The sequence below is a fragment of the Methanothermobacter sp. genome (genome assembly GCF_049720995.1).
Classification (GTDB): domain Archaea; phylum Methanobacteriota; class Methanobacteria; order Methanobacteriales; family Methanothermobacteraceae; genus Methanothermobacter.
Genome location: NZ_JBNASF010000006.1, coordinates 28,133 through 48,870 on the forward strand (window position 1 = coordinate 28,133; position 20,738 = coordinate 48,870).

19 protein-coding genes and 1 riboswitch are annotated in these 20,738 nt (G+C 50.4%); of the genes, 8 read left to right on the forward strand and 11 right to left on the reverse strand.

Going from position 1 to position 20,738, the window contains the following annotated elements:
* Positions 1 to 76: 76 nt before the first annotated feature.
* Both ACPLJI_RS03135 and ACPLJI_RS03140 read right to left on the reverse strand, forming a co-directional pair.
* Positions 77 to 844 carry an MBL fold metallo-hydrolase gene (locus ACPLJI_RS03135; RefSeq protein ID WP_424741127.1) on the reverse strand — a complete coding sequence of 256 codons (768 nt, stop codon included), beginning with the start codon at positions 842 to 844 and terminating at the stop codon, positions 77 to 79.
* 94 nt (positions 845 to 938) lie between these two features.
* Positions 939 to 1,868 carry a DUF2121 family protein gene (locus ACPLJI_RS03140; protein ID WP_424730350.1) on the reverse strand — a complete coding sequence of 310 codons (930 nt, stop codon included), beginning with the start codon at positions 1,866 to 1,868 and terminating at the stop codon, positions 939 to 941.
* A gap of 133 nt (positions 1,869 to 2,001) precedes the next feature.
* On the opposite strand from ACPLJI_RS03140, the gene ACPLJI_RS03145 reads away from it, so the two are divergent.
* The 6 genes from ACPLJI_RS03145 to ACPLJI_RS03170 all read left to right on the forward strand — a co-directional run bounded on the left by ACPLJI_RS03145 (position 2,002) and on the right by ACPLJI_RS03170 (position 8,200).
* Positions 2,002 to 4,035: a thioredoxin domain-containing protein gene (locus ACPLJI_RS03145; protein ID WP_424730349.1), complete on the forward strand. Its 2,034-nt coding sequence runs from the start codon at positions 2,002 to 2,004 to the stop codon at positions 4,033 to 4,035.
* Between the two features lies 1 nt (position 4,036).
* Positions 4,037 to 5,980, forward strand: a complete 1,944-nt coding sequence (locus tag ACPLJI_RS03150) for a heavy metal translocating P-type ATPase (protein ID WP_424730348.1) — start codon at positions 4,037 to 4,039, stop codon at positions 5,978 to 5,980.
* 73 nt (positions 5,981 to 6,053) lie between these two features.
* Entirely contained in the window at positions 6,054 to 6,638 is a 585-nt protein-coding gene (rbr, locus tag ACPLJI_RS03155; RefSeq protein ID WP_424730347.1) for a rubrerythrin, read from the forward strand.
* Positions 6,639 to 6,650: 12 nt separating this feature from the next.
* Positions 6,651 to 7,025 carry a desulfoferrodoxin gene (locus ACPLJI_RS03160; RefSeq protein ID WP_424730346.1) on the forward strand — a complete coding sequence of 125 codons (375 nt, stop codon included), beginning with the start codon at positions 6,651 to 6,653 and terminating at the stop codon, positions 7,023 to 7,025.
* Positions 7,026 to 7,148: 123 nt separating this feature from the next.
* The gene (locus ACPLJI_RS03165; RefSeq protein WP_424741128.1) at positions 7,149 to 7,508 is read left to right on the forward strand and encodes a VOC family protein; all 360 of its coding nucleotides are present in this window, start codon (positions 7,149 to 7,151) and stop codon (positions 7,506 to 7,508) included.
* A 221-nt stretch (positions 7,509 to 7,729) separates the two neighbouring features.
* Entirely contained in the window at positions 7,730 to 8,200 is a 471-nt protein-coding gene (locus ACPLJI_RS03170) for a hypothetical protein (RefSeq protein ID WP_424741129.1), read from the forward strand.
* Positions 8,201 to 8,297: 97 nt separating this feature from the next.
* On the opposite strand, the gene ACPLJI_RS03175 is transcribed toward ACPLJI_RS03170, so the two are convergent.
* From ACPLJI_RS03175 to ACPLJI_RS03190, 4 genes are all read right to left on the reverse strand, one after another.
* Positions 8,298 to 9,497: a cation:proton antiporter gene (locus ACPLJI_RS03175; RefSeq protein WP_424730343.1), complete on the reverse strand. Its 1,200-nt coding sequence runs from the start codon at positions 9,495 to 9,497 to the stop codon at positions 8,298 to 8,300.
* Between the two features lie 38 nt (positions 9,498 to 9,535).
* Positions 9,536 to 9,598, reverse strand: a riboswitch (Fluoride riboswitch).
* 37 nt (positions 9,599 to 9,635) lie between these two features.
* Complete coding sequence (locus ACPLJI_RS03180; RefSeq protein ID WP_424730341.1) at positions 9,636 to 10,793, reverse strand: MFS transporter; 1,158 nt, start codon at positions 10,791 to 10,793, stop codon at positions 9,636 to 9,638.
* 104 nt (positions 10,794 to 10,897) lie between these two features.
* The gene (locus tag ACPLJI_RS03185; RefSeq protein WP_424730339.1) at positions 10,898 to 11,320 is read right to left on the reverse strand and encodes a prenyltransferase/squalene oxidase repeat-containing protein; all 423 of its coding nucleotides are present in this window, start codon (positions 11,318 to 11,320) and stop codon (positions 10,898 to 10,900) included.
* A gap of 13 nt (positions 11,321 to 11,333) precedes the next feature.
* Positions 11,334 to 11,660 carry a hypothetical protein gene (locus ACPLJI_RS03190; RefSeq protein ID WP_424741130.1) on the reverse strand — a complete coding sequence of 109 codons (327 nt, stop codon included), beginning with the start codon at positions 11,658 to 11,660 and terminating at the stop codon, positions 11,334 to 11,336.
* Between the two features lie 106 nt (positions 11,661 to 11,766).
* Here ACPLJI_RS03190 and ACPLJI_RS03195 point away from each other — a divergent pair, with 106 nt between their 5' ends.
* Positions 11,767 to 13,944: an OB-fold nucleic acid binding domain-containing protein gene (locus tag ACPLJI_RS03195; protein ID WP_374891602.1), complete on the forward strand. Its 2,178-nt coding sequence runs from the start codon at positions 11,767 to 11,769 to the stop codon at positions 13,942 to 13,944.
* A 159-nt stretch (positions 13,945 to 14,103) separates the two neighbouring features.
* Here the strand turns inward: ACPLJI_RS03195 and ACPLJI_RS03200 are convergent, their stop codons facing one another.
* The 4 genes from ACPLJI_RS03200 to ACPLJI_RS03215 all read right to left on the reverse strand — a co-directional run bounded on the left by ACPLJI_RS03200 (position 14,104) and on the right by ACPLJI_RS03215 (position 19,225).
* Positions 14,104 to 14,727 carry an endonuclease III domain-containing protein gene (locus tag ACPLJI_RS03200; RefSeq protein WP_424730370.1) on the reverse strand — a complete coding sequence of 208 codons (624 nt, stop codon included), beginning with the start codon at positions 14,725 to 14,727 and terminating at the stop codon, positions 14,104 to 14,106.
* Positions 14,728 to 14,770: 43 nt separating this feature from the next.
* Positions 14,771 to 15,226 carry a GTP-binding protein gene (locus ACPLJI_RS03205; RefSeq protein ID WP_013295975.1) on the reverse strand — a complete coding sequence of 152 codons (456 nt, stop codon included), beginning with the start codon at positions 15,224 to 15,226 and terminating at the stop codon, positions 14,771 to 14,773.
* Positions 15,227 to 15,308: 82 nt separating this feature from the next.
* Positions 15,309 to 16,574, reverse strand: coding sequence for a 3-phosphoshikimate 1-carboxyvinyltransferase (aroA, locus tag ACPLJI_RS03210; RefSeq protein ID WP_424730337.1), 1,266 nt, complete (start codon positions 16,572 to 16,574; stop codon positions 15,309 to 15,311).
* A gap of 20 nt (positions 16,575 to 16,594) precedes the next feature.
* Positions 16,595 to 19,225 (reverse strand): valine--tRNA ligase, encoded by a 2,631-nt coding sequence (locus ACPLJI_RS03215; RefSeq protein WP_424730336.1) that lies wholly within the window; start codon positions 19,223 to 19,225, stop codon positions 16,595 to 16,597.
* Positions 19,226 to 19,366: 141 nt separating this feature from the next.
* Here ACPLJI_RS03215 and ACPLJI_RS03220 point away from each other — a divergent pair, with 141 nt between their 5' ends.
* Positions 19,367 to 19,726, forward strand: a complete 360-nt coding sequence (locus ACPLJI_RS03220; RefSeq protein WP_374891605.1) for a hypothetical protein — start codon at positions 19,367 to 19,369, stop codon at positions 19,724 to 19,726.
* A gap of 27 nt (positions 19,727 to 19,753) precedes the next feature.
* Here ACPLJI_RS03220 and ACPLJI_RS03225 read toward each other — a convergent pair whose 3' ends face one another.
* Positions 19,754 to 20,647, reverse strand: coding sequence for a hypothetical protein (locus ACPLJI_RS03225; protein WP_424730335.1), 894 nt, complete (start codon positions 20,645 to 20,647; stop codon positions 19,754 to 19,756).
* Between the last annotated feature and the right edge of the window lie 91 nt (positions 20,648 to 20,738).

Consider the following 20,738-nt stretch of genomic DNA (forward strand, 5'->3'; position numbering starts at 1 on the left):
TGCATTTTTATTATATAAAATTTTGGTGCTCAGGTGATAGATCATCTTCTCCTCAGCACCATCTCAGGTAATTAAATCAGCGGATCATGTTAAAAATGCCGCTCTCATCCAGTTCAATTTTCATCCCATCCCTTGCTGCCAGTGTACGGATCCCTGTGGCCTCCTGAACCCTGAATGCCTCCATTTCAGGGTCATTGAGTATCATCTTCATTCCAAGGTGGTTCATCACCGCAAGTCCCGGTTCAACCTCCTCAACGAGTTTTATGAAGTCATCGGTGCACATGTGACCCCTTATATGGTCATTACCCGGTCTTATGACGCTTGCTATGAGCAAATCAGCATCCCTGTGGTACCCTGAGAGCCCATCAAAGTATTCTGTATCCGATGTGTAGGATACTGTAACGTCACCGGCCCTGAGTTTGAATCCCACCCCTGTGGGGTCTCCATGGACGGTCCCTGTACCCGTCACCTCAATTTCACCAATCTCTACAGTATCACCTGGTGAGAGTGTTATGCAGCGTGATTTGCCCTTATGGTAATCTGATATGCAGGGGCCCCAGTCCCTGTAGCCATCTATGACACTCACACTACCCACAACGGTCCCGTTCTGGCGGGTCATTCCCCTTGTCATTGCCTCGATAAGTACCTCGGCGTCGGTGTAATGGTCTGTATGTGAATGTGAGACCATGACCGCATCCAGTTTTCTGGGGTCGGCATCAAACTGGTAGGACCTCACAAGGGCACCAGGTCCGGGATCCACATGGATGTTCATTCCGCCGATTCCATCAATTCTCAGTCCGCCGGTCATCCTCTTCTGTGTTATGGTGGCGAAATCGTCCGCCACCACTCCCCAGAAATGTTAGCCTCATTTCATATCACCTATCCATGTAATGGTGGGAGATCATAATAAATATTCCCCCGATGAATTTCTTAAAGCCCTATTCCTCAGTACGGCAGATTATGACATCGCACTCAAGTTTTATGTCCCTGCCATCCACACAGAGGTTCTCGTTCCTAACAGCAACCCTCTCACCTGCAGACACCGCAACATCATCTGAGAGCCTCATGAGAACATTCTCACCGGGACCTGCAACACGCTTCCATCGGGTGTCGTAGGCCTCAACGCCATCTGAAAGTTTTACCTCAACGTGGCTGCCGTCCTGACTGATTATACGGCCAACCTCCCCCTCTGTGAGTATCCTGGATGCCAGTTTCATCTCCTCTCTGCGATCAAGCATCTCCTGTTTAAGTTTAGCCCTCCACTTCTGGAGGAGCCGGACGTCCCTCACTATCGTATCGCTGAGAAGCCTGTGTGCGCTCCTCTTATCCAGTGGGGGGCTCTTCATGAAGATATCATATTTACTTCCAACCGAGGGTGTTCTGGATGAAACGTAATCCATGAGTTCCCTGAAAAGGTTTTCAACCTCCTTAAGGGTTGTCTTTGTCTTCCACCTCTTCTTAAGGAACTTGTTTGTCAGTTCCTTTGCCACCTTATTCCCGAAGACGATTATCGCATTTTCACCCTTCTCCATGCTGGTTATCCTTGAGCCTGTGAGATCTATTATCTGATAGGCGCCTGTTGTTGCGTATATCCTTCTCCTCTTTGTCTCGAATGGTGTTTTCTGGCTTATCTCACCAACAACCACATCCCCCAGGCTTCTCACCTTGGCTGTGTCATCTGTGACCTTTATACTGACACCAAGCTCCGAGGCCCTCCTGTGAAGTTCATCGTCGCTCTTTATCTTTCCACTGTAGAGTTCCTCTTCAAGCTTTTCCCTCTTTGCTTTATCGCCAAAGTAGGCTATTCTGCGTTTGTCTCCTGCTATCACGCATCCCCTGGTACTTATGTATGTTATGATGAGACTCATTGTGGATCACCAACAGGTACCATATCTGGTGGGGGAAATAATAAATGATTCGAATGACCCCTCGCCCTGGCAGCAGCCCATCTATTAATATTAATAAAGCCGGATCAACATAATTGATATTGAGGGGGAGTAAATGAAAGGTAAAGAATTCACCAATTCTCTGATAAATGAGAAGAGTCCCTACCTGCTTCAGCATGCCCACAACCCTGTTAACTGGTATCCATGGGGGGATGAGGCTTTTCAGCTGGCACGGGAGGAAGAAAAACCCATATTTCTATCCATAGGTTACTCAACATGTCACTGGTGCCATGTGATGGCACGGGAATCCTTTGAGGACCCTGAAATCGCGGGAATACTCAATGAAAACTTTGTTGCTGTGAAGGTGGACAGGGAGGAGCGCCCTGACATCGACGCCATATACATGAGGGTCTGCCAGATGATGACCGGGACAGGTGGCTGGCCACTCACAATCATCATGACACCTGAGGGGGAACCCTTCTTTGCAGGAACCTACTTCCCGCCCGATGACAGGGGTGGTGTACCTGGCCTCAGGACAATCCTCGAAAGGGTGGTTCTGCTCTGGAAGAACGACCCTGATGGAATAGTAAAAACCGCCAGGGAGGTTGTCAGTGCCCTTAAAAAATCTGTGAAAGAATCATCCAGACTCAATCCCGGAACCGTGGATGCTGCATATGAGTATCTAAGGAGGAACTTCGATGCCAGGAACGGCGGCTTTGGATCCTACCAGAAGTTCCCGACCCCCCACAACATCTACTTCCTCCTGAGGTATCATCTGAGGCGAAGGGACGATGATGCCCTCGGGATGGTTAACCTCACCCTGAGGAGGATGAGGTACGGGGGCATATATGACCAGCTGGGTTACGGATTCCACAGATACGCGGTTGAACCCACCTGGACTGTGCCCCACTTCGAGAAGATGCTCTATGATCAGGCGCTGATACTGAAAGCCTACCTGGAGGCCTTCCAGGTTACCGGTGATGATCTCTACAAAAAGACATCCCTTGAGATGGTTGAATACGTTCTTGGAAATCTCCAGTCCCCAGAGGGGGGTTTCTATTCAGCGGAGGATGCCGAGAGTGAGGGAGTTGAGGGTAAATACTACCTCTGGAGGGCCTCTGAGATACGCAGGGCCCTGGGGGATGATGCGGATGTTGTGATGCGCTATTTCAACGTGCTTGAGGATGGAAACTTTGCAGGTGACGTGAGGGGTGAGAACATACTCCACATCGGCTCCCCCGGAAGGGTTGCAGAGGAGTTCAACCTCACCCTGGCTGAGTTAAATGAGATCATAGAAAATGCAAGGGGTGTCCTCCTTGAGATGAGGATGGAGCGACCGGCCCCCGCCCTGGATGATAAGATATTAACGGACTGGAACGGACTTATGGTGGGGGCTCTTGCAGCGTGTGGGAGGATCCTCGACAGTGATGAGGCCCTGGACGCTGCAGAGAGGTGCCTCAAATTCATCATGGGCAACCTGAACATGGATGGTGAGCTTCTTCACCGCTATCGTGACGGTGATGCTGGAATAGACGGGAAACTCGATGACTACGCATTTCTCATCTGGGGCCTCCTTGAGATGTATGACGCGACCTTCAGGAAGGATTACGTTGAGATGGCCCTTGAACTCTCAGAATCCCTTGAGAATAAATTCGGTGCCCCTGATGGTGGATTCTATTCAACCGATGACCCCAGGCTAATATTAAGACCCAGGGATGCTGCTGATGGTGCCATCCCCTCAGGAAACTCTGTTCATATGCTGAACCTCCTCAGGCTGGGGGGCATCCTTGAGGATGATGAGCTAGCAGAATCTGCCAGGGGCGTGATGAGGGCCTTTGCCGGTGATGTTGAATCTGCGCCGGCAGCCCATACATTCCTCCTATCCCATGCAGAGTGGGCCATAAGTGGAGGCAGGTCCCTCACTGTCGTCTGCAGCGGGAAACCTGTTATACCCGTGGAGCTCAGGAAAAGGCTGATACCTGATTTTACCATCACCGTCATGCCCCGTGACTGGCCCATTGCACCTTCACACCTCAGGGATAAGAGAGCTCCATCTGAGGGCTGCGCCTATTACCTCTGTGATGGCAGCAGATGCTACCCCCCGGTGAATGATCCGGTGGAAGTCATGGAACACCTGGGGGTGATCTAGGATGGAGATGCACAGACACCATGAAATGGAATACAGGAGGAGATTCATTGTATGCCTCCTCCTCACCATCCCTGTTATCCTGCTTGGTGAACTGCCAACAGGGACTGTTCTGGTAAGCTTTGAGGGTAGTGAACTGGTTGTTCTGATCATATCATCCATCATATTCTTCTACGGGGGCTACCCCTTCCTGAGGGGATCCGTGAGGGAGATTTCATCCAGAACCCCCGGTATGATGACCCTCATCGCCGTGGCCATAACCGTGGCCTACATCTACAGCCTCGGGGTACCGGCCGGCCCTGGGGGTATGGTGTTCTTTGTTGAACTTGTAACCCTAATTGACGTCATGCTCCTCGGGCACTGGATCGAGATGAGATCTGTCAGGAGCGCCTCCGGGGCAGTTGAGAGGCTTGCAAGGCTCATCCCCAAGAAGGCCCACCTCCTGGTGGATGGAAAGGTTGAAGATGTTGATGTGGCCACCCTCAAACCAGGCGACATCGTGCTTGTGAGGTCAGCAGAGAAGATACCCACGGATGGAACCGTGATAAAGGGGGAATCCCATGTGAATGAGGCGCTGCTCACCGGGGAGTCGGTTCCCGTCAGAAAGTTCCCTGGTGACCGGGTTATTGGGGGTTCCATAAACACCGGAGGCCCCCTCACTGTGGAGGTGGAGCGCGTTGGTGAGGAATCATTCATTTCCCAGATAATCCGGCTTGTGGGGATGGCCCAGGAGGGGAGGACAAGGACTCAGGTGCTGGCAGACAGGGCAGCATTCTGGTTAACAGTTGTTGCCCTTACCGGTGGGGTCCTCACATTCACAGCATGGTACGGCCTTGGTATGGGAGCATTCTTCTCACTTGAAAGGTCAGTGACGGTCATGGTAACAGCCTGCCCCCATGCCCTGGGACTTGCAATACCCCTTGTGATAGCTGTCTCCACCGCAATCTCAGCAGGGAGGGGCATACTCATAAGGAACCGGGAAGCCTTCGAGAACGCCATGAACCCTGATGTTGTTGTTTTTGACAAGACAGGAACACTGACGGTGGGTGAACTCGGGATAACCGATGTCATATCCTTTGACCCTGAAATGGATGAGGGGGAGATACTATCCTATGCTGCAGCCGTTGAGTCAGCCTCCAGTCACCCCATAGCCAGGGGCATAGTTGAGGCCGTGGATGAGGTGCTCCCTGTGGAGAACTTTGCAGCGATAGGTGGAAGGGGTGTTATGGGGCATGTGAACGGCTCAAGGGTGAAGGTACTCAGCTACAGTTACACAGAGGAACTCGGACTCATGGTTAAGGACCCCAGGGTTGATGAACTCATGGATCAGCCTAAAACCACGGTCTTTGTAACTGTGAACGATGAACTCAAGGGCTGCATTGCCCTTGCAGATGTCATACGCCCCGAGGCCAGGGATGCCATCAGGATACTCAGATCCCGCGGTATAAGGTGCATGATGTTAACCGGTGACAGCCAGAGGGTCGCCGGCTGGGTTGCCTCCGAACTTGGCATTGATGAATACCAGGCACAGCTCATCCCCCAGGAGAAATATGAGGTCATAAGGGGACTGCAGGATGACGGGCTCAGGGTTGCAGTGGTGGGGGATGGTGTAAACGATGCCCCGGCCCTTGCACAGGCAGATATCGGCATAGCCATAGGGGCCGGGACCGATGTGGCGATTGAAAGTGCCGATGTGGTGCTTGTGAGGAGCAACCCCCTTGATGTTGTTGACCTCATGGACCTTGCATCGGCCACCTACAGCAAGATGAAGGAGAACCTGATCTGGGCCACTGGTTACAACGTCATAGCCCTCCCTCTTGCAGCCGGGGTGCTGTATGGCCAGGGCCTCATCCTGACACCCGCCATGGGGGCCATACTCATGTCTGTAAGTACTGTCATAGTGGCCCTCAATGCCAAGACATTCAGTTTCAGGGGTCATGGCGGTTAAGTTCACAGGCAGAGAACATAAAATGAAAGGATTTAATATGAGTTGGTTGCATATATTGGATGGGTGAAAAAAAATGAAAAGGACCCTGGAGAACCTTACAAAGGCCTTCATTGGTGAAAGCCAGGCGAGGAACAGATACACCTTCTATGCGAAAATTGCAAAGAAGGAAGGATTCGAGCAGATATCCGAGATATTCCTGACCACCGCCGAGAATGAGAGGGAACACGCCAAGTGGCTCTTCCGCCTCATAAATGAACTCAGGAAGGAGGCAGGGGATGAACCCGAGTCCATCGTTGTGGACGCAGAGGCCCCCCTCATCCTCGGAAGTACCGATGAGAACCTGATAGCCGCCATTGCAGGTGAGCACTACGAGAACAGCGAAATGTACCCTGAATTTGCCGATGTTGCAGAGGAGGAGGGGTACCCTGAGATTGCCAAGAGACTCAGGGCGATAGGAGAAGCGGAGAAGCACCACGAGGAACGTTACAGGAAGCTGCTTAAACTTGTTGAAACAGGCAAGGTTTACAGGAAGGATGAACCTGTGGCCTGGGTCTGCAGGAAGTGTGGCTACGTCCATGAGGGTACAGAGCCACCAGAGAAGTGTCCATCATGTGACCATCCCACCAGGTACTTCCAGGTGAAATGTGAGGAGTACTAGAAGGGAAGCCATATGACAGAGAGGAACCAGATATTCAGGTGCAACGTCTGCGGGAACATCGTGGAGGTACTCAACCCTGGCGCGGGTCAGCTGGTATGCTGCAACCAGCCAATGGAGCTCCTCGTTGCAAGAAGAACAGATGTTGGGCCAGAGAAACACTTGCCCGTCGTTGAGAGGAGCGGTGATGGAATCAGGGTTAAAATTGGTGAGGTACCCCACCCAATGGAGGAGAACCATCACATACAGTGGGTAGAGGTCATAGCAGGGACAGAGGTCCACAGGAGGGATCTCAGGCCAGGTGACAGGCCAGAGGCTGAATTCCCTGTTGACCCTGACTCAGAGTTCATGGTGAGGGCCTACTGCAATATCCATGGACTCTGGTACTGATGGTTCAATCAACCTTTTATTTTCATAGAATGAACTTTTAGTTGCTCTAATTAGAGAGTGCTCTGGTACGTATCAGTAGGTATGGATGCTCTGGAGAGTTTTTATGGAAGGAGGCTTTATTTTATGAAAATTAAGTATATAACCATGATAGTTAAAGATATGGATGAATCCGTCCGCTTTTACAGGGATGTCATGGGTTTTGAGGTGGATAGCCACTATGACCTTGGAGATCATGGTGAGATAACCATCCTCCGGGGTGATGGGGAAACCATGGTGGAACTCATAAGGAATCCCGTCAACAAAGAGGGTTTATTCTCGGTTGGAATGGACGTCGATGACCTTGAAGTCACACTGCAGGAGCTGAGATCCCGGGGGGCAAGGGTTGTAATGGATCCAACACCCATAACTGTGGGAAAACTTGCATTCATAGAGGACCCCAATGGGGTGAGGATAGCCCTGATTCAGCACACGGATGGGAACTGAACCTCAATTTACAGATCATCCGGTTCCATGACCGGTGAAAATTCTGGCTCCATAAACCATGCTCAGGATAACCCAACCCCACAATCACAAAAAACCTCACATAACCCCTACAGATAAACTACCCAAACCCAAAACCTTTACCCAAACCCAAAACCTTTACCCAAACCCAAAACTTTTATTTTTCAAATTATAAAATCCCCTCCATGAAGAGGATCTATCTTATGGCACTCCTTCTTCTTACCGTAAGTGTGAGTGGCTGCATAACTTCAGGGAACAGCAGCATCAACCAGCTTGCCCCCCAGATAAATGATCATATAAAGAAGGGTGATGCTTATTTCAATGAATCAGCACTTGCAGCAAACAGCTTCAAACTGGACGATGCGCTTTCAAAGTGCGAACTTGCAGAGAGTGAGTATAGTTCCGCCAGGACCCTTGCATCCGAGGCCCTGAATCATGCTAAGGACACAGGTGACCCCATAGTGGTCAACTACATCGAACTCCTGGTATCTGAGCTGGAGGCAAAACTCAACGCCACCCAACAGCTTAAGAATGCCATACAGATGTTCACACTGAAAGACACTGAGAGCGGGAACTCAAATATAGAACTTGCAAATGGTTACATGCTGAGTGCAAAGGAATTCGAAAGAAAAAGACAGGAAATTGTAAATAAAAATCCCGAAAGGTTCAGTTAAACTTACAGTACACACCCCTTATCTAAAAATCCTGAAAGGTCCAGTTAAACTTACAGTACACACCCCTTATCTAAAAATCCTGAAAGGTTCAGGTCCCCTATGGGGCCCCTTCAACTTCCAGGAACCTTTCGCCTGTGATTCTGACAGCCACTGACCCAATGGGTGCCGTGAAGAGTATGGCAAGTACCGCCATTGCAAGTATTGTTTGACCCGCCTCAACCCCCGCGGCAAGGGGTATGGCACCCACAGCTGCCTGCACAGTAGCCTTTGGTATGTAAGCTGCTATACAGAATACCCTTTCCCTCAAATTAAGGTTGGAGCCTCTGAGTGCCAGGAGCACACCCATACTCCTTGCTGCAAGACCAAGGAGTATCACTGCCAGTCCCAGGAGTCCCACCTGGAATATGAGTTTAACGTCAACCGCTGCCCCCACAAGCACAAAGAGCAGTATCTCTGCAAAGATCCATACCTTGTTGAATTTCTCAGAGAGCTTGAGTCCTGTTTCAGGCATCCTCTCAAGTATAACAAGCCCTGTTACCATCACACCAACCAGTGCAGCTATCGGGACATATGCACTGAGTATATCCCCTGCATTCTTAAGGAGTATTGCCGCGCCCAGTATGATGAGTGTCTTCTCAGTGCTTCTTATCTCAAATTTCCTGAAGAGATACACAAGGGCAAGACCAAGGGCAAGGCCCGCAACCATACCTGTCAGTATTGATATCGGGACCCCCAGGACCTCCACAAGGAAGTTAACCTGCTGGCCCTGATACATTCCCAGGAACGCCGAGAAGAGGGTTATTGAAACAACGTCATCCACAGAGGCTCCTGTCAGTATAATGGTGGGTATACCCTTGGCTGTCCCCATCCTCCTCTCAATGAAGGAGAGCATCTGTGGGACTATAACTGCAGGTGAAACCGCGGCTATAACAAAACCAAGGATACCCGCCTCTATGAGTGAAAGGCCCAGTATGTAGTGGGCTGCGAACATCACAGCGAAACCCTCAACGACATCGGGTATGAAACTCATCTTAACTGCGGTCATGCCCACCTTTCTTAGGCTTTCGAGGTTTATACCAAAACCAGCCCTCAGGAGGATTATTATGAGTGCTATGACCCTGAGGTCGGGTGAAACGTCCATTATACTTTTTGATATAAGGTTCAGTCCATGGGGACCTATCAGAATGCCCAGTACAAGCATCCCCAGGATTCCCGGTATCCCGATGCGGTTGAATACCCTGCTGAACAGAAGACCAAGTAAGATAATAACAGCTACGCTGAATGCAACATACTCCAAATTGATACCTCCATCTGGAGGATAGCTCCTCCTACATTTTTTCTGCAGGAGTCATCAGCCAGAAAAAGCGTTTAAAGGTGGACTCCATCACCTATATACTGAACTTCAGGTTGATTTATATAAATTTTCCGGTTGCTTTCATCTAAGGAACCTTCCTCTCCTCCGTTCAACACCAGCTATTACAGCTATGGCAGCTGACTGGGTTATAATTGAAAACAGGACAACCGCAGGTATCCACAAACCGTAGAGGTAGCCCATAAGGAGGCTTCCCGAAAACCAGGCGACTCCAAAAACCATGTTGAACGTCCCGTAGGCTGAGCCCCTCCTCTCTGGTGGAGAAAACCTTGAAACTGCTGCCCTCATAACAGACTCCTGTGCACCCATACCCACACCCCAGAGTGCCGCCCCAGTAACTGCCGCCACTGAGCCGCCAAGGAAGGCAAGGGGGGCATAGAGCATGGAGATGAACACCGCAAGGGCCATGACCCTGAAACCATACCTGTCAAAGTACCTTCCAAAGATGAGAGCTGAGACGGCATCTGTGAGCATGGCAAGGGAATACAGGACAGGAATCATTGAGGGTCCCATAACCCCACTCACTCCAAGGTGGTAACCCACAAGTGGAAAATCAGCGTATCCGAGGGCTATGAAACATACAGCGAGCATGTAAATCCAGTAGGAACCTCTGAATGATGAGTAATCAATTCCTGTTGAGGTTTCAAGTTCACCTGGACGTGGAAAGAGGAGGTAACCTGCAGTTAAAACTGAGAGCGCCATGACCGCCGGAACTGCAAGGATCAGGAACCCCTCCCTGAAGCCTCCGCCAAGTGCCAGAACAATGAAAACTATGAGGGGTGCTGCAACAGCCCCAATCTGGTCAAGGGCCTCATGTATCCCGAATCCAGTACCATGACCCATACCTGAGGATGCATATGATAAAATAGCATCCCGGGGTGGTGTTCTGAGGCCCTTACCCACCCTCTCCATTATTATCAGGAGAACCGCCGCCTGCCAGTTACCTGCAAATGCAAGGAGAGGCACAGCTATAAGGTTGATCAGGTAGCCGGCAAATGTTATGAACCAGTACCTCCCTGTTCTATCTGAGATGTACCCTGAAAGGAACCTTATAATGTACCCTGAAAGTTCACCGAACCCTGCCGCAAATCCAACCATGAATGCGCTGGCGCCGAGAAAGGCCATGAATGGCCCTGTTATTCCCCTGGCACCCTCATAGGTCATGTCTGCAAATAGGCTCACAATTCCGAGTATGATTATGAACTTAGCCGCCCTATTCATGGTAAACCCCCATAGAAAAATGAGTCTCCCTCCCCCTTACGAATTTAACTGCCTGTAAAATCCCGGCAGAGGAATGAATTTCCAGTTTAGAGATAATCATCACCTTAACCCCTGAACAGAATGTAAACCGCCCTATAGGTGTACTCAGGTTCAGATATGCCCATATACAGTGACCTCCTGAATCCCCCATCAGGGTTTCTCAATTTCAATATAAAGTCTCCCACATCATGTTTCATTCCCCTGAGGATCTCGTTGACCCTGAAACCTGCGTAAACCGTCTCAATGTATGGCGGATGGGACAGGGGCGTGAAGTTCCAGCCCCCCTCACCCCAGCAGGAATCAGCAAATTCAAGCACCTCCTTCCTGCTGAAATTCACACCATGGGCCTCCAGTATCTCAACCGCAAAATGGGTGTTTATGATGTCTGAACCGTGCCTTCCAAAACCGCCGTCATCGTTCTGAAGCGAAAGAACCCATTCAGGGACCCCCTCAAGGTATTCACCATGGAGGCGGAGAACCGAATCCATGTAATACGTTATTTCAAGCTTTGATTTTTCTGTAGGACCTTCTTAGAAGATCGAGAAATCTATCCTTTACCCTGAATTCCCTGCCATAATCAGCCAGCAAACTGCACCTGTAGAAAAGTCCCTGGGCAGCGAAGCTACCCCTCGAGTGAAGCTCCTCAAGCCAGTCAAGGGTTCTCGCAACATCATCAGGGAGAGAATCAATGACCTCCAGGGACTTTATGGCGTAATACGTATTTTTAGAGTCAGGAAGCCCCTCATAAAGTGTGTAACCCCCTGATGGGTGTCTCCTCATGTCAAAAAAGTTAATGATTCCCTCAACTATGGGTGACGTCCCTGACATCTTATCCCCCGGCTCCACAACAATCAAATATAAATAATGAACGCCGCCATTATATAATAAGTTCCCGTTATTTATCATTAAATAAATCGTTTCTATGAGGAATACCATGATCCAGTCATGTAGTGAATGTAAGGGTAAGGGTTACCGTGTTAAAAGTTACAAAATATGCAGCGCATGCCATGGGACAGGCTACCAATCAACGGAGGATATTAAGGACCACTTCAAGGGTGTATCAAACACTGCAAGGCAGAGGTTCGACCTTGAGGAGGCCCATGATGTGCCCTGCGAGGTATGCAGGGGAAAGGGTGAGGTCGAGGTGAGGGAACCCTGCCCCAACTGTGGAGGAAAGGGTGAGGTGAACATATGCCCCTCATGTGGAAAGAGGATAAGTGGCAGGGACGAGTACTGCCCTGACTGCCAGAAGAAGGAACACGTATACGTCCTCCACCCGGCATGCACCATCGACGACCTTGAGGTTGGAAGCGTATACCGTGGAAAGATAACGAGGATAGAAAAATATGGTGTCTTCGTGAGCCTCAACAGCCATGTCTGGGGACTCATGAGGGGCCTCTTCCCTGACCACAGAATCGGTGACGAAATATTCGTCAGGGTATCCCATGTAAAGCCCTACAAGGGCGAGGTTGACATGATACCCGCCAGTATAAAGGGACCATACGAGATCATAAAATTAAAAAAGGACCTCCCGAGGACAAGGATAGCTGATATAGACACCAAGAGTCTTGGTAAAACAGTAAGGATAGTGGGTGAGGTCATACAGATACAGCAGACCTCAGGACCAACAATATTCACAATCTCAGATGAGACAGGGACAACCTGGGCAGCGGCCTTCGATGAGCCAGGCATAAGGGTCTACCCCCACATCCAGATGGGACACATAGTTGAGGTTATAGGTGAGGTCAACCAGCACACAGGTAAGATACAGATAGAATCAGAGTCCATTGAACGCCTCATAGGAAAGGATGCCGCTGAGGCAAGGAGACTCATCGATGAGGCAATTGACAGAAGAGCCGAACCGGAAAGGAAGGACCTGCTCATAGAAAGCGAAACCCTTGAAAAACTGAGGCCGAAACTCATTGAAGCAGCCAAGGCCATAAGAAGGGCCATATACGATGGAAGATCCATACTGGTAAGGCACCATGCAGACGCCGATGGTATATGTGCAGGTGTGGCCATAGAAAAGGCCGTCGTGCCCCTGCTGAGGGAACTTAATCCAAGCACAGATGCAGAGTGGCACTACTTCAAGAGGGCCCCAAGTAAGGCCCCGTTCTATGAACTGGAGGACGTGGTGAAGGACCTCTCCTATGCACTTGAGGACCTGGAAAGGCACGGACAGAAACTCCCCCTCCTTGTGCTCCTTGACAACGGGTCAACAGAGGAGGACATACTCGCCCTCATGAAGGCAAAGATCTATGACATCGAAATAGTTGTCGTGGACCACCACTACCCAGGTGAGGTCACTGATGGAAGGGTGGAGGTTGATGAATACGTTGACGTGCACGTGAACCCCTACCTGGTGGGTGGGGACTCCCAGATAACCGCAGGGGCCCTGTCAGTTGAGATAGCCAAGATGATAAATCCTGAGATCACCGAGAGGATCCTCCACCTTCCAGGTATTGCTGCTGTGGGGGACCATGCAAACTCCCCTGAAGCCGAATGTTACATTGAACTCGCAGGGGAGCGAGGCTATGAACGGGAGGAGCTTGAAAAAATAGCCGCCTGTGTTGACTTTGAGGCGTTCTACCTCCGATTCATGAATGGAAGGGGTATAATAGACACCATCCTTGGCCTTGGAAATCTTGATAAGCACAAAAAACTGGTGGACGCCCTCTACAGGGAATACGAGAGGAAGGTTGATACCCAGCTCAGGGCCGCGATACCCAACCTCAAATCCACGCGGCTCCCCAATGGTATACTCTTCAATGTCCTTGACGTTGAGAAGTACTCACACAGATTCACGTTCCCTGCCCCCGGCAAGACCTGTGGCTTCGTCCATGACTACATGGTCCAGAAGCACGGCGAGGAGACACCGATAATCACCCTTGCCTATGGACCGGACTTCGGGGTTATAAGGGCAACCGATGCTGTGAATGAGAAATTCGGGTTCAACCTCAACGAGATAGTCTGGGAACTGGCAGAGGAGATTCCCGAGGCAGTGATCGATGGGGGCGGACATGAATGCGCAGGGTCACTCAAGTACATTGAGGGCCTTTCAAAGAAGGTTCTATCGGCCTTTGCAGAGAAGGTGGCATCCCTCAGGGAATAAAATTAAATTAATTTTAAAAATTATAGACTTTCCCATAATCCTCTGAAAAAGCAAACTCACATCAAAAACCAGCATCAAACCTTAATTTTGGAACCGGAAGTTTAAATCCCGATTTCACCATTATTTTCTTCGTGAATGCTATAAGAATGATTTTAAATCCTAAACATCAGGGTTTTCCCTTTCATCCATAAGGCTCTTATAGTATTCACATTCATCTGCAATGGGACACTCCTCATGCCTCGGACCCACCGGCCGGCAGATGTCCTGTCCGAACTGGACCATGAGGTCATTGAGTTCTATCCAGTATTTCCTCGGTATGACCTCCATAAGGGCCCTCTCTGTCTCCTCAGGTGTCCTGGTGTTCACGAGACCTATTCTGTTTGATATCCTGTGGACATGTGTATCAACAGGGACCGCTGGCTTATTGAACGCATATACAAGCACACAGTTTGCGGTCTTCCTCCCAACACCCGGGAGTTTAAGGAGTTCATCAATGTCATCAGGGACCCTGCCCCCGTATTCCTCAAGGATGATCCGCGAAACCTCCCTGATCCTCCGTGCCTTGACGTGATAGAAGCCTGCCTTCCTTACAAGCTGCTCCAGTTTCTCAACCGGTGCATATGCAACGTCTTCCATGGAGGGGTACTCAGAGAACAGTCTGGCGGTTGCCTCATCGGTGTTCTCGTCCCTGGTCCTCTGGGAGAGTATGGTCCTTATGAGGACACGGTAAGGATCCCTGTCCTCAAAGACTCTCAGGGAGTAGAGGCTCCTAAGACCCTCCATTATCCTGTCAATATCCCTGATGGGTACCACCGGAAAAAAGGAATCAGTTAAGTTTCTGGAGCAGAAGCTGAAGACCGTCCATCAGCCCTTCACCCTCGGTTGCAATGGTGGGCAGAACATCCACGTCCCTGTCAATCTCAAGTTCAGAATCATCAAGGTCCTGTTTATTTGAGAACACAACGTATGGGATGTTCTTCTCCTCAAGCTCTGCCATTATCTCCTTCTCAGCCAGGGTTACTCCCCTTGAATTATCCACCACTATTATGGCCGCATCAAGGCCATTGGATATGATCTCAAGCATGAACTTGAACCTCTCATGGCCAGGTGTTGCAAAGAGGTGTATCTTCTCACCGTTAACAATGCAGTTACCATAATCCAGTGCCAGTGTTGTGCCCTTGTACTCAACCTTTGTTATCTTATCACAGAGCTGCTCAAGGGTGGTTGTTTTACCGGTATCATAATCCCCGAAGATTACAACCTTTGTCTCCTTATTTTTCATTATAATCAACTCACACTCAATTTATAGTTAAGTATAATGTCTGAATGCTGTGTCCCTATTTTATGTACCATATTTTATATATTTAATGCTGCGGGAGGTCTATCCTGCACCCAATTGACCTCATCCTCTCTGGAAAATCAGGGAACGAAACACTGAAGACCTCACCATCCATTACCGTTATACCCTCCCTCAGACCTATGAGGGTGAATGCCATTGCAAGTCTGTGGTCGCCATGGGATGAGACCACACCACCCCTCACACCACCCTCAATGACCATACCATCCTTCAGCTCCTTAACATCCACTCCCAGTCTTCCAAGTTCAGTGGCGCAGGTCCTTATCCTGTCTGTTTCCTTGTACCTTGCATGTTCAACTCCCCTTATCTCGGTTCGCCCATCTGCAAGGGCCCCCAGGACAGCAACCGTGGGGAGGAGGTCCGGGGCGTCATGGAGGTCCACCCTGACACCTGAAAGTTCCCCGGTGGATGATACAACCACATGGTCATCTCCCACCACAACATCGGCCCCCATCTCCCTGATTATATCAAGTATTATACGGTCGCCCTGCCTGGAATCCCTGAATAGATTCTCGATTCTGACACTGCCGCCTGCAACCGCAGCTGCACCTGCAAGGTAGGATGCAGAGGAGTAGTCACCCTCAACCGTGTACTTCCTTCCCCTGTAGCTGGATGGTTCAACAGAGAATACACCATCAGAGTATTCCACCTGGACAGAGAATTTCTCCATCACATCAAGGGTCATGTCAACATAGGGTCTTGATATGAAATCCCCCTCAACCCTGAGGTTAACGCCCTCTGAGAGGGGTGCTGCCATGAGGATTGATGATATGAACTGTGAACTGAGACTCCCATCTATTGATGTCTCGCCGCCCCTGAACCCTCCCCTTATTATAACAGGTGGGAGACCGTTCATCCTTGAGGATACTGCCTCAACACCGAGTGGTCTGAGGGCATCAAGGAGGGGCTGCATGGGTCTTGATCTGAGGGACTCATCACCGGTGAGTACGGTGTAATTCTCTGCAAGGCCTGCCACCGAGGTCATGATGCGCAGCGTTGTCCCTGAGTTTCCAAGGTATACAACATCTTCGGGTGTTTCAAGTTCACCCCCGCTTCCGGTGACGGACCATTCCTCACTGCCCTCTATTTCAACCCCGAATGCCCGGCATGCCCCCACCGAGGAGAGGGTGTCCTCCGCCACAAGGGGGTCCCTGATCTCTGATATGCCATCTGCAAGCGCCGCCACTATGACTGCCCTGTGGGTGTAACTCTTGGATGGGGGCGCCTTGACCGTCCCTGAAAGTTCAGATGACACCTCAACTTTAAGTTCCATTGAAACACCTCGAGAGGGGATCAGCGCACTATTTCTATTATGATCTCAGGTTCATCCATGTTGAGCACATCGACCCTTTCACCTGCTGTTCCCACAACCTCCTTCTTGAAGGTGATGTGTTCAGCTGTGAGTCTTTTTCCCGCGACTTCTATTTCCCCATTTTCCTGAAGTTCATCGTAGACATCCTGGGGGTCAGATCCCTGGAGATGTGAGATTATGGCAGGTGCGTCTCCCCTGAACTCGGGTCCTATCCTGTCCATTCTCGGTTCAAGTTCCACGACCCTCTCGGTTATTTCAGGTTCACCCGTCTCAAGGTTCACCTCAGATATATTCATCGTCCCTGCTATGTCCTCGAGGAATGGTTCTATCATTGCCGCTGAATCCTCATCAGTGTATATGGTGGCTGATCGGAGGGGTGCGTTGAGGGGCATCTTTGATGATGACTTGAACCTCCTGATTTCACCTATAACCTCAACTGCAAGGTCACCCATCCTCTCGATTTCCGGGTCAACCAGTTCAGGCCGGTACTCTGGCCAGCCTTTCACATGTATTGATCCCTCACCTATGTGCTGGTGAACCTCCTCTGTGAAGTGGGGTGTCACCGGGGCAAGGAGCCTGATGCATGTCTCAAGGACCATCCTGAGGGTGGTCCGGGCTGCCGTCCTTGAGGCATCATCCGCTTCTGAGTACAGGCGGTACTTAACGGCCTCTATGTACTCATCACAGAAGTCATGCCAGACGAACTTCTGGATCCTCCCCACCGCCGCGGCGAAGTTGTACTCCTCCAGGCTCTCTGTAACGTCCCTCACCAGGTTCATGAGCCTGGAGAGTATCCAGCGATCAAGAGGCCTGAATTCCGCCTCCCCCTCATCTCCCAGGTGGATGCTTATGAATCTGAATGCATTCCAGAATTTCCTCAGGAACTTGTAGCCGTACTTCACGTCCTTCCAGGCAAATGGAACGTCTGAACCGGGCACGCTCCCTGCGGCCCAGAGCCTCAGTGCATCGGCCCCGTAGTCCTCAAGGACCTCCTCCGGTGCTATAACATTCCCCCGGGACTTGCTCATCTTGTGTCCGTCCTCCCCGAACACCATCCCGTTTATCACTATCTCACTGAAGGGTTTCTCACCGGTGAGTGCCATGCATCTCAGTATCGTGTAGAATGCCCAGGTACGGATTATGTCGTGTCCCTGTGGTCTCAGATTTGCTGGGAAGAGGTCCCTGTAGGATTCATCTGGCCATCCTGCAACCGAGAGCGGGGATATTGAGCTGTCCATCCAGGTGTCAAGGACGTCCTCCTCGCCAATGAATTCTGTGCTTCCGCATTCACATTTTATGCCTGGATCGTCCCTTGTTGGGTCAACCGGCAGCATATCCTCCTCTGCAACGTGAACCCTTCCACATTCCCTGCAGTACCACACGGGTATGGGTGTTGCGAATATCCTCTGCCTTGATATGCACCAGTCCCAGTCCATGGATCCTGTCCAGTTGAGGAGCCTCGTCTTCATGTGTTCGGGTACCCATTCCATTTCCTCAGCGGCCCTTCTAACATCAGGTATGAGTTTCTTTACCGCGACAAACCACTGCTTCTTGACCAGGATCTCTATAGGTGTCTTGCACCTCCAGCAGGTACCCACGTTCTGCTTCACCGGCTCCTTTCTCAGGAGGAATCCCTCCCTTTCAAGGTCCTCAACTATCTGTTCCTTGCACTCCCTTATGGTAAGACCCTTATATTTACCCGCGGCTTCGGTCATGTATCCCCTTTCATCTATCGCCTCTATAACGTCTAGGTTATGGCGGTTGACCCAGGTAACGTCTGTCTTATCCCCGAAGGTACATATCATAACAGCACCGGTACCGAATTCAGGGTCAACATCAGGGTCCTTTATCAGTTTAACCCTCTGGCCGAAGAGGGGTACCTCTATCTCTTTACCCTCAAATTCACTGAACCTCTCATCATCGGGGTGCACAGCCACCGCCACGCAGGCTGCCATGAGCTCCGGCCTTGTTGTGGCTATCTCTATGTCCTCACCATCCTCAACAGGAAACCTCACATAGTTGAGGTTCGTCTCGTTCTCAACGTATTCGACCTCTGCAAAGGCTATCGCAGTCTCACACCTGGGGCACCAGTTGACCGGGTGCACGCCCTGGTATATGAGGCCCTCCTCGTACATGCGCAGGAATGAGAGCTGGGTTCTCCTCATGTACTCTGGAGTCATGGTCACGAATTCGTGGCTCCAGTCCTGGCTGAAGCCGAGGCGCTGCATCTGCTCCTTCATCATCCTTATGTTTTCCTGTGTGAGTTCCACACAGAGCCGTCTGAATTCCTCACGGGACACATCACTCTTCTTTATGTTGTGGGTCTCCTCAACCTTGACCTCTGTTGGAAGACCGTGACAGTCCCAGCCCTGGGGGAAGAGGACATCGAATCCCCTCATTCTCCTGAACCTTGCTATTATGTCCATGTAAACCCAGTTGAGTACGTGGCCCATGTGTATGGATCCTGTGGGGTATGGTGGTGGTGTGTCTATGATGTAGCTGGGCTTTGTTCCTGACCCTATGAAGCGGTATATGTCATCTTCCTGCCATTTTTTCTGCCATTTAACCTCGTTTTTATGGTTGTAATCCTTTGGGATCTGGTTATCGGTCATCTTATTCTCTCCCTGATAGAAGCTGTGAAGTGCTGGAAAGTTATATGATAATATTCACTACCCAATCTTTATAAAGATGTTTGAATACTCTAACTTTGTGGAGAAATAAAAGGAGAGCAAGTTCTCATATGGTGAATGCCAATGGAGTTGATCTGGTTCTACATAGCACTCTTCCTTGCAATAAGTGATGAGATACACACGAGGATACTGTGGAATGTCTTCTTTGATTTCTACATACTTCTTGCCGGGATCATCAAGGAGACCGTATCATCCAGTATACAGCTTTGGCTGGTCCATGAGGGTCTGGAGGCCCTCTTCCACTTCATAGTGCTGTCCGCGGTGTTCCTCTCATTTAAGATAGGGTTCCTTGCAGCCCTCATACACCTTGTTGTGGATCTCTATCATCAGTTGAGCGGGATAGACCATGGGTGGCTGTATCACAGGGCCCTCCACTTCACTGTGGAATCAGTTTTCTTCATAATGGTCTTCTCTGCCCTCTAGAAGGTTTCATTTTTCCCTTTAAATATATTATCTGGTTCTCCCCAGTGTCAGAGACCCCAGGAATTTTGTGGTGGGTATCCGTGGGAGTGATGATGCAGAAAAATATTTTCCAAGGAATATTATGTTATCGGGCCTTCCCCGGTTTCTTCCAAGGAGCCTGCCTCCATCGAAGGTTGCGTGCACCCTCAGAAGTGTGGAGTTCTTCATGCTCAGGGTCTCATAGAGAAGTATGTTTCGCCTGTTGTATCCCCAGCGGTCCGTCCCGGCAGCATAAACCGCTGCCTTAAGGGGATCTGCACTCCAGCGGGAATAGTAGCCTCTCCTGTAATACGAGGGACTGTTGGGCACACTTATGTACTCCCCGCTCCTCAGTCTGAATACCGAGAGCCTTGAGTAGCCTCTCCTGTAAATCGAAACCCCTGCCTGACCCCCCGGGCCCCTTATAACAAAGTGGCCGAGGCCGAGTTTCCTCACGAGGCTGTGGGCCCTCCTCATATCATAGGATGTCACGTTGCCACGCCGGATGATGTCTCCCCCTATGGACTCAAGGGCCCGGTTTATCCAGACTATATCGGGTCCTCCGGCCCCCATCATCCAGCCACCCTCTGAGATTATGGTGTGGAAGAAGTATCCGTTGACGGTCTTGTATTCCTTCAGGGTTTCCCTGCCGTTCCAGACCGTCTTCTGAATCCTGAGGGTGGCGGCGTAGGTGGAATCCCGCCTGTATGCGAAGACCGCATCACTCTCATTAACATTAACCACCACCGAGCAGCATTCAGAGTCAGCCTCATGGGTATGGACCCCTGATGACCCCCAGGTACTCCAGCCATTATCTGCGGACGTCTGATCCGTAGCTGCAGCTGATGCCGCACCCGTGAGAATCGCGATTACAAAGAAAATACAGCAAAAAATGTGCCTCAACAGTAACACCCCCTTTCTATTTATCTGTTTCCTGGAATATATGAATGTTGTGATAGGGGCGGGTTAATTATTTATTGGATACCCATGATAA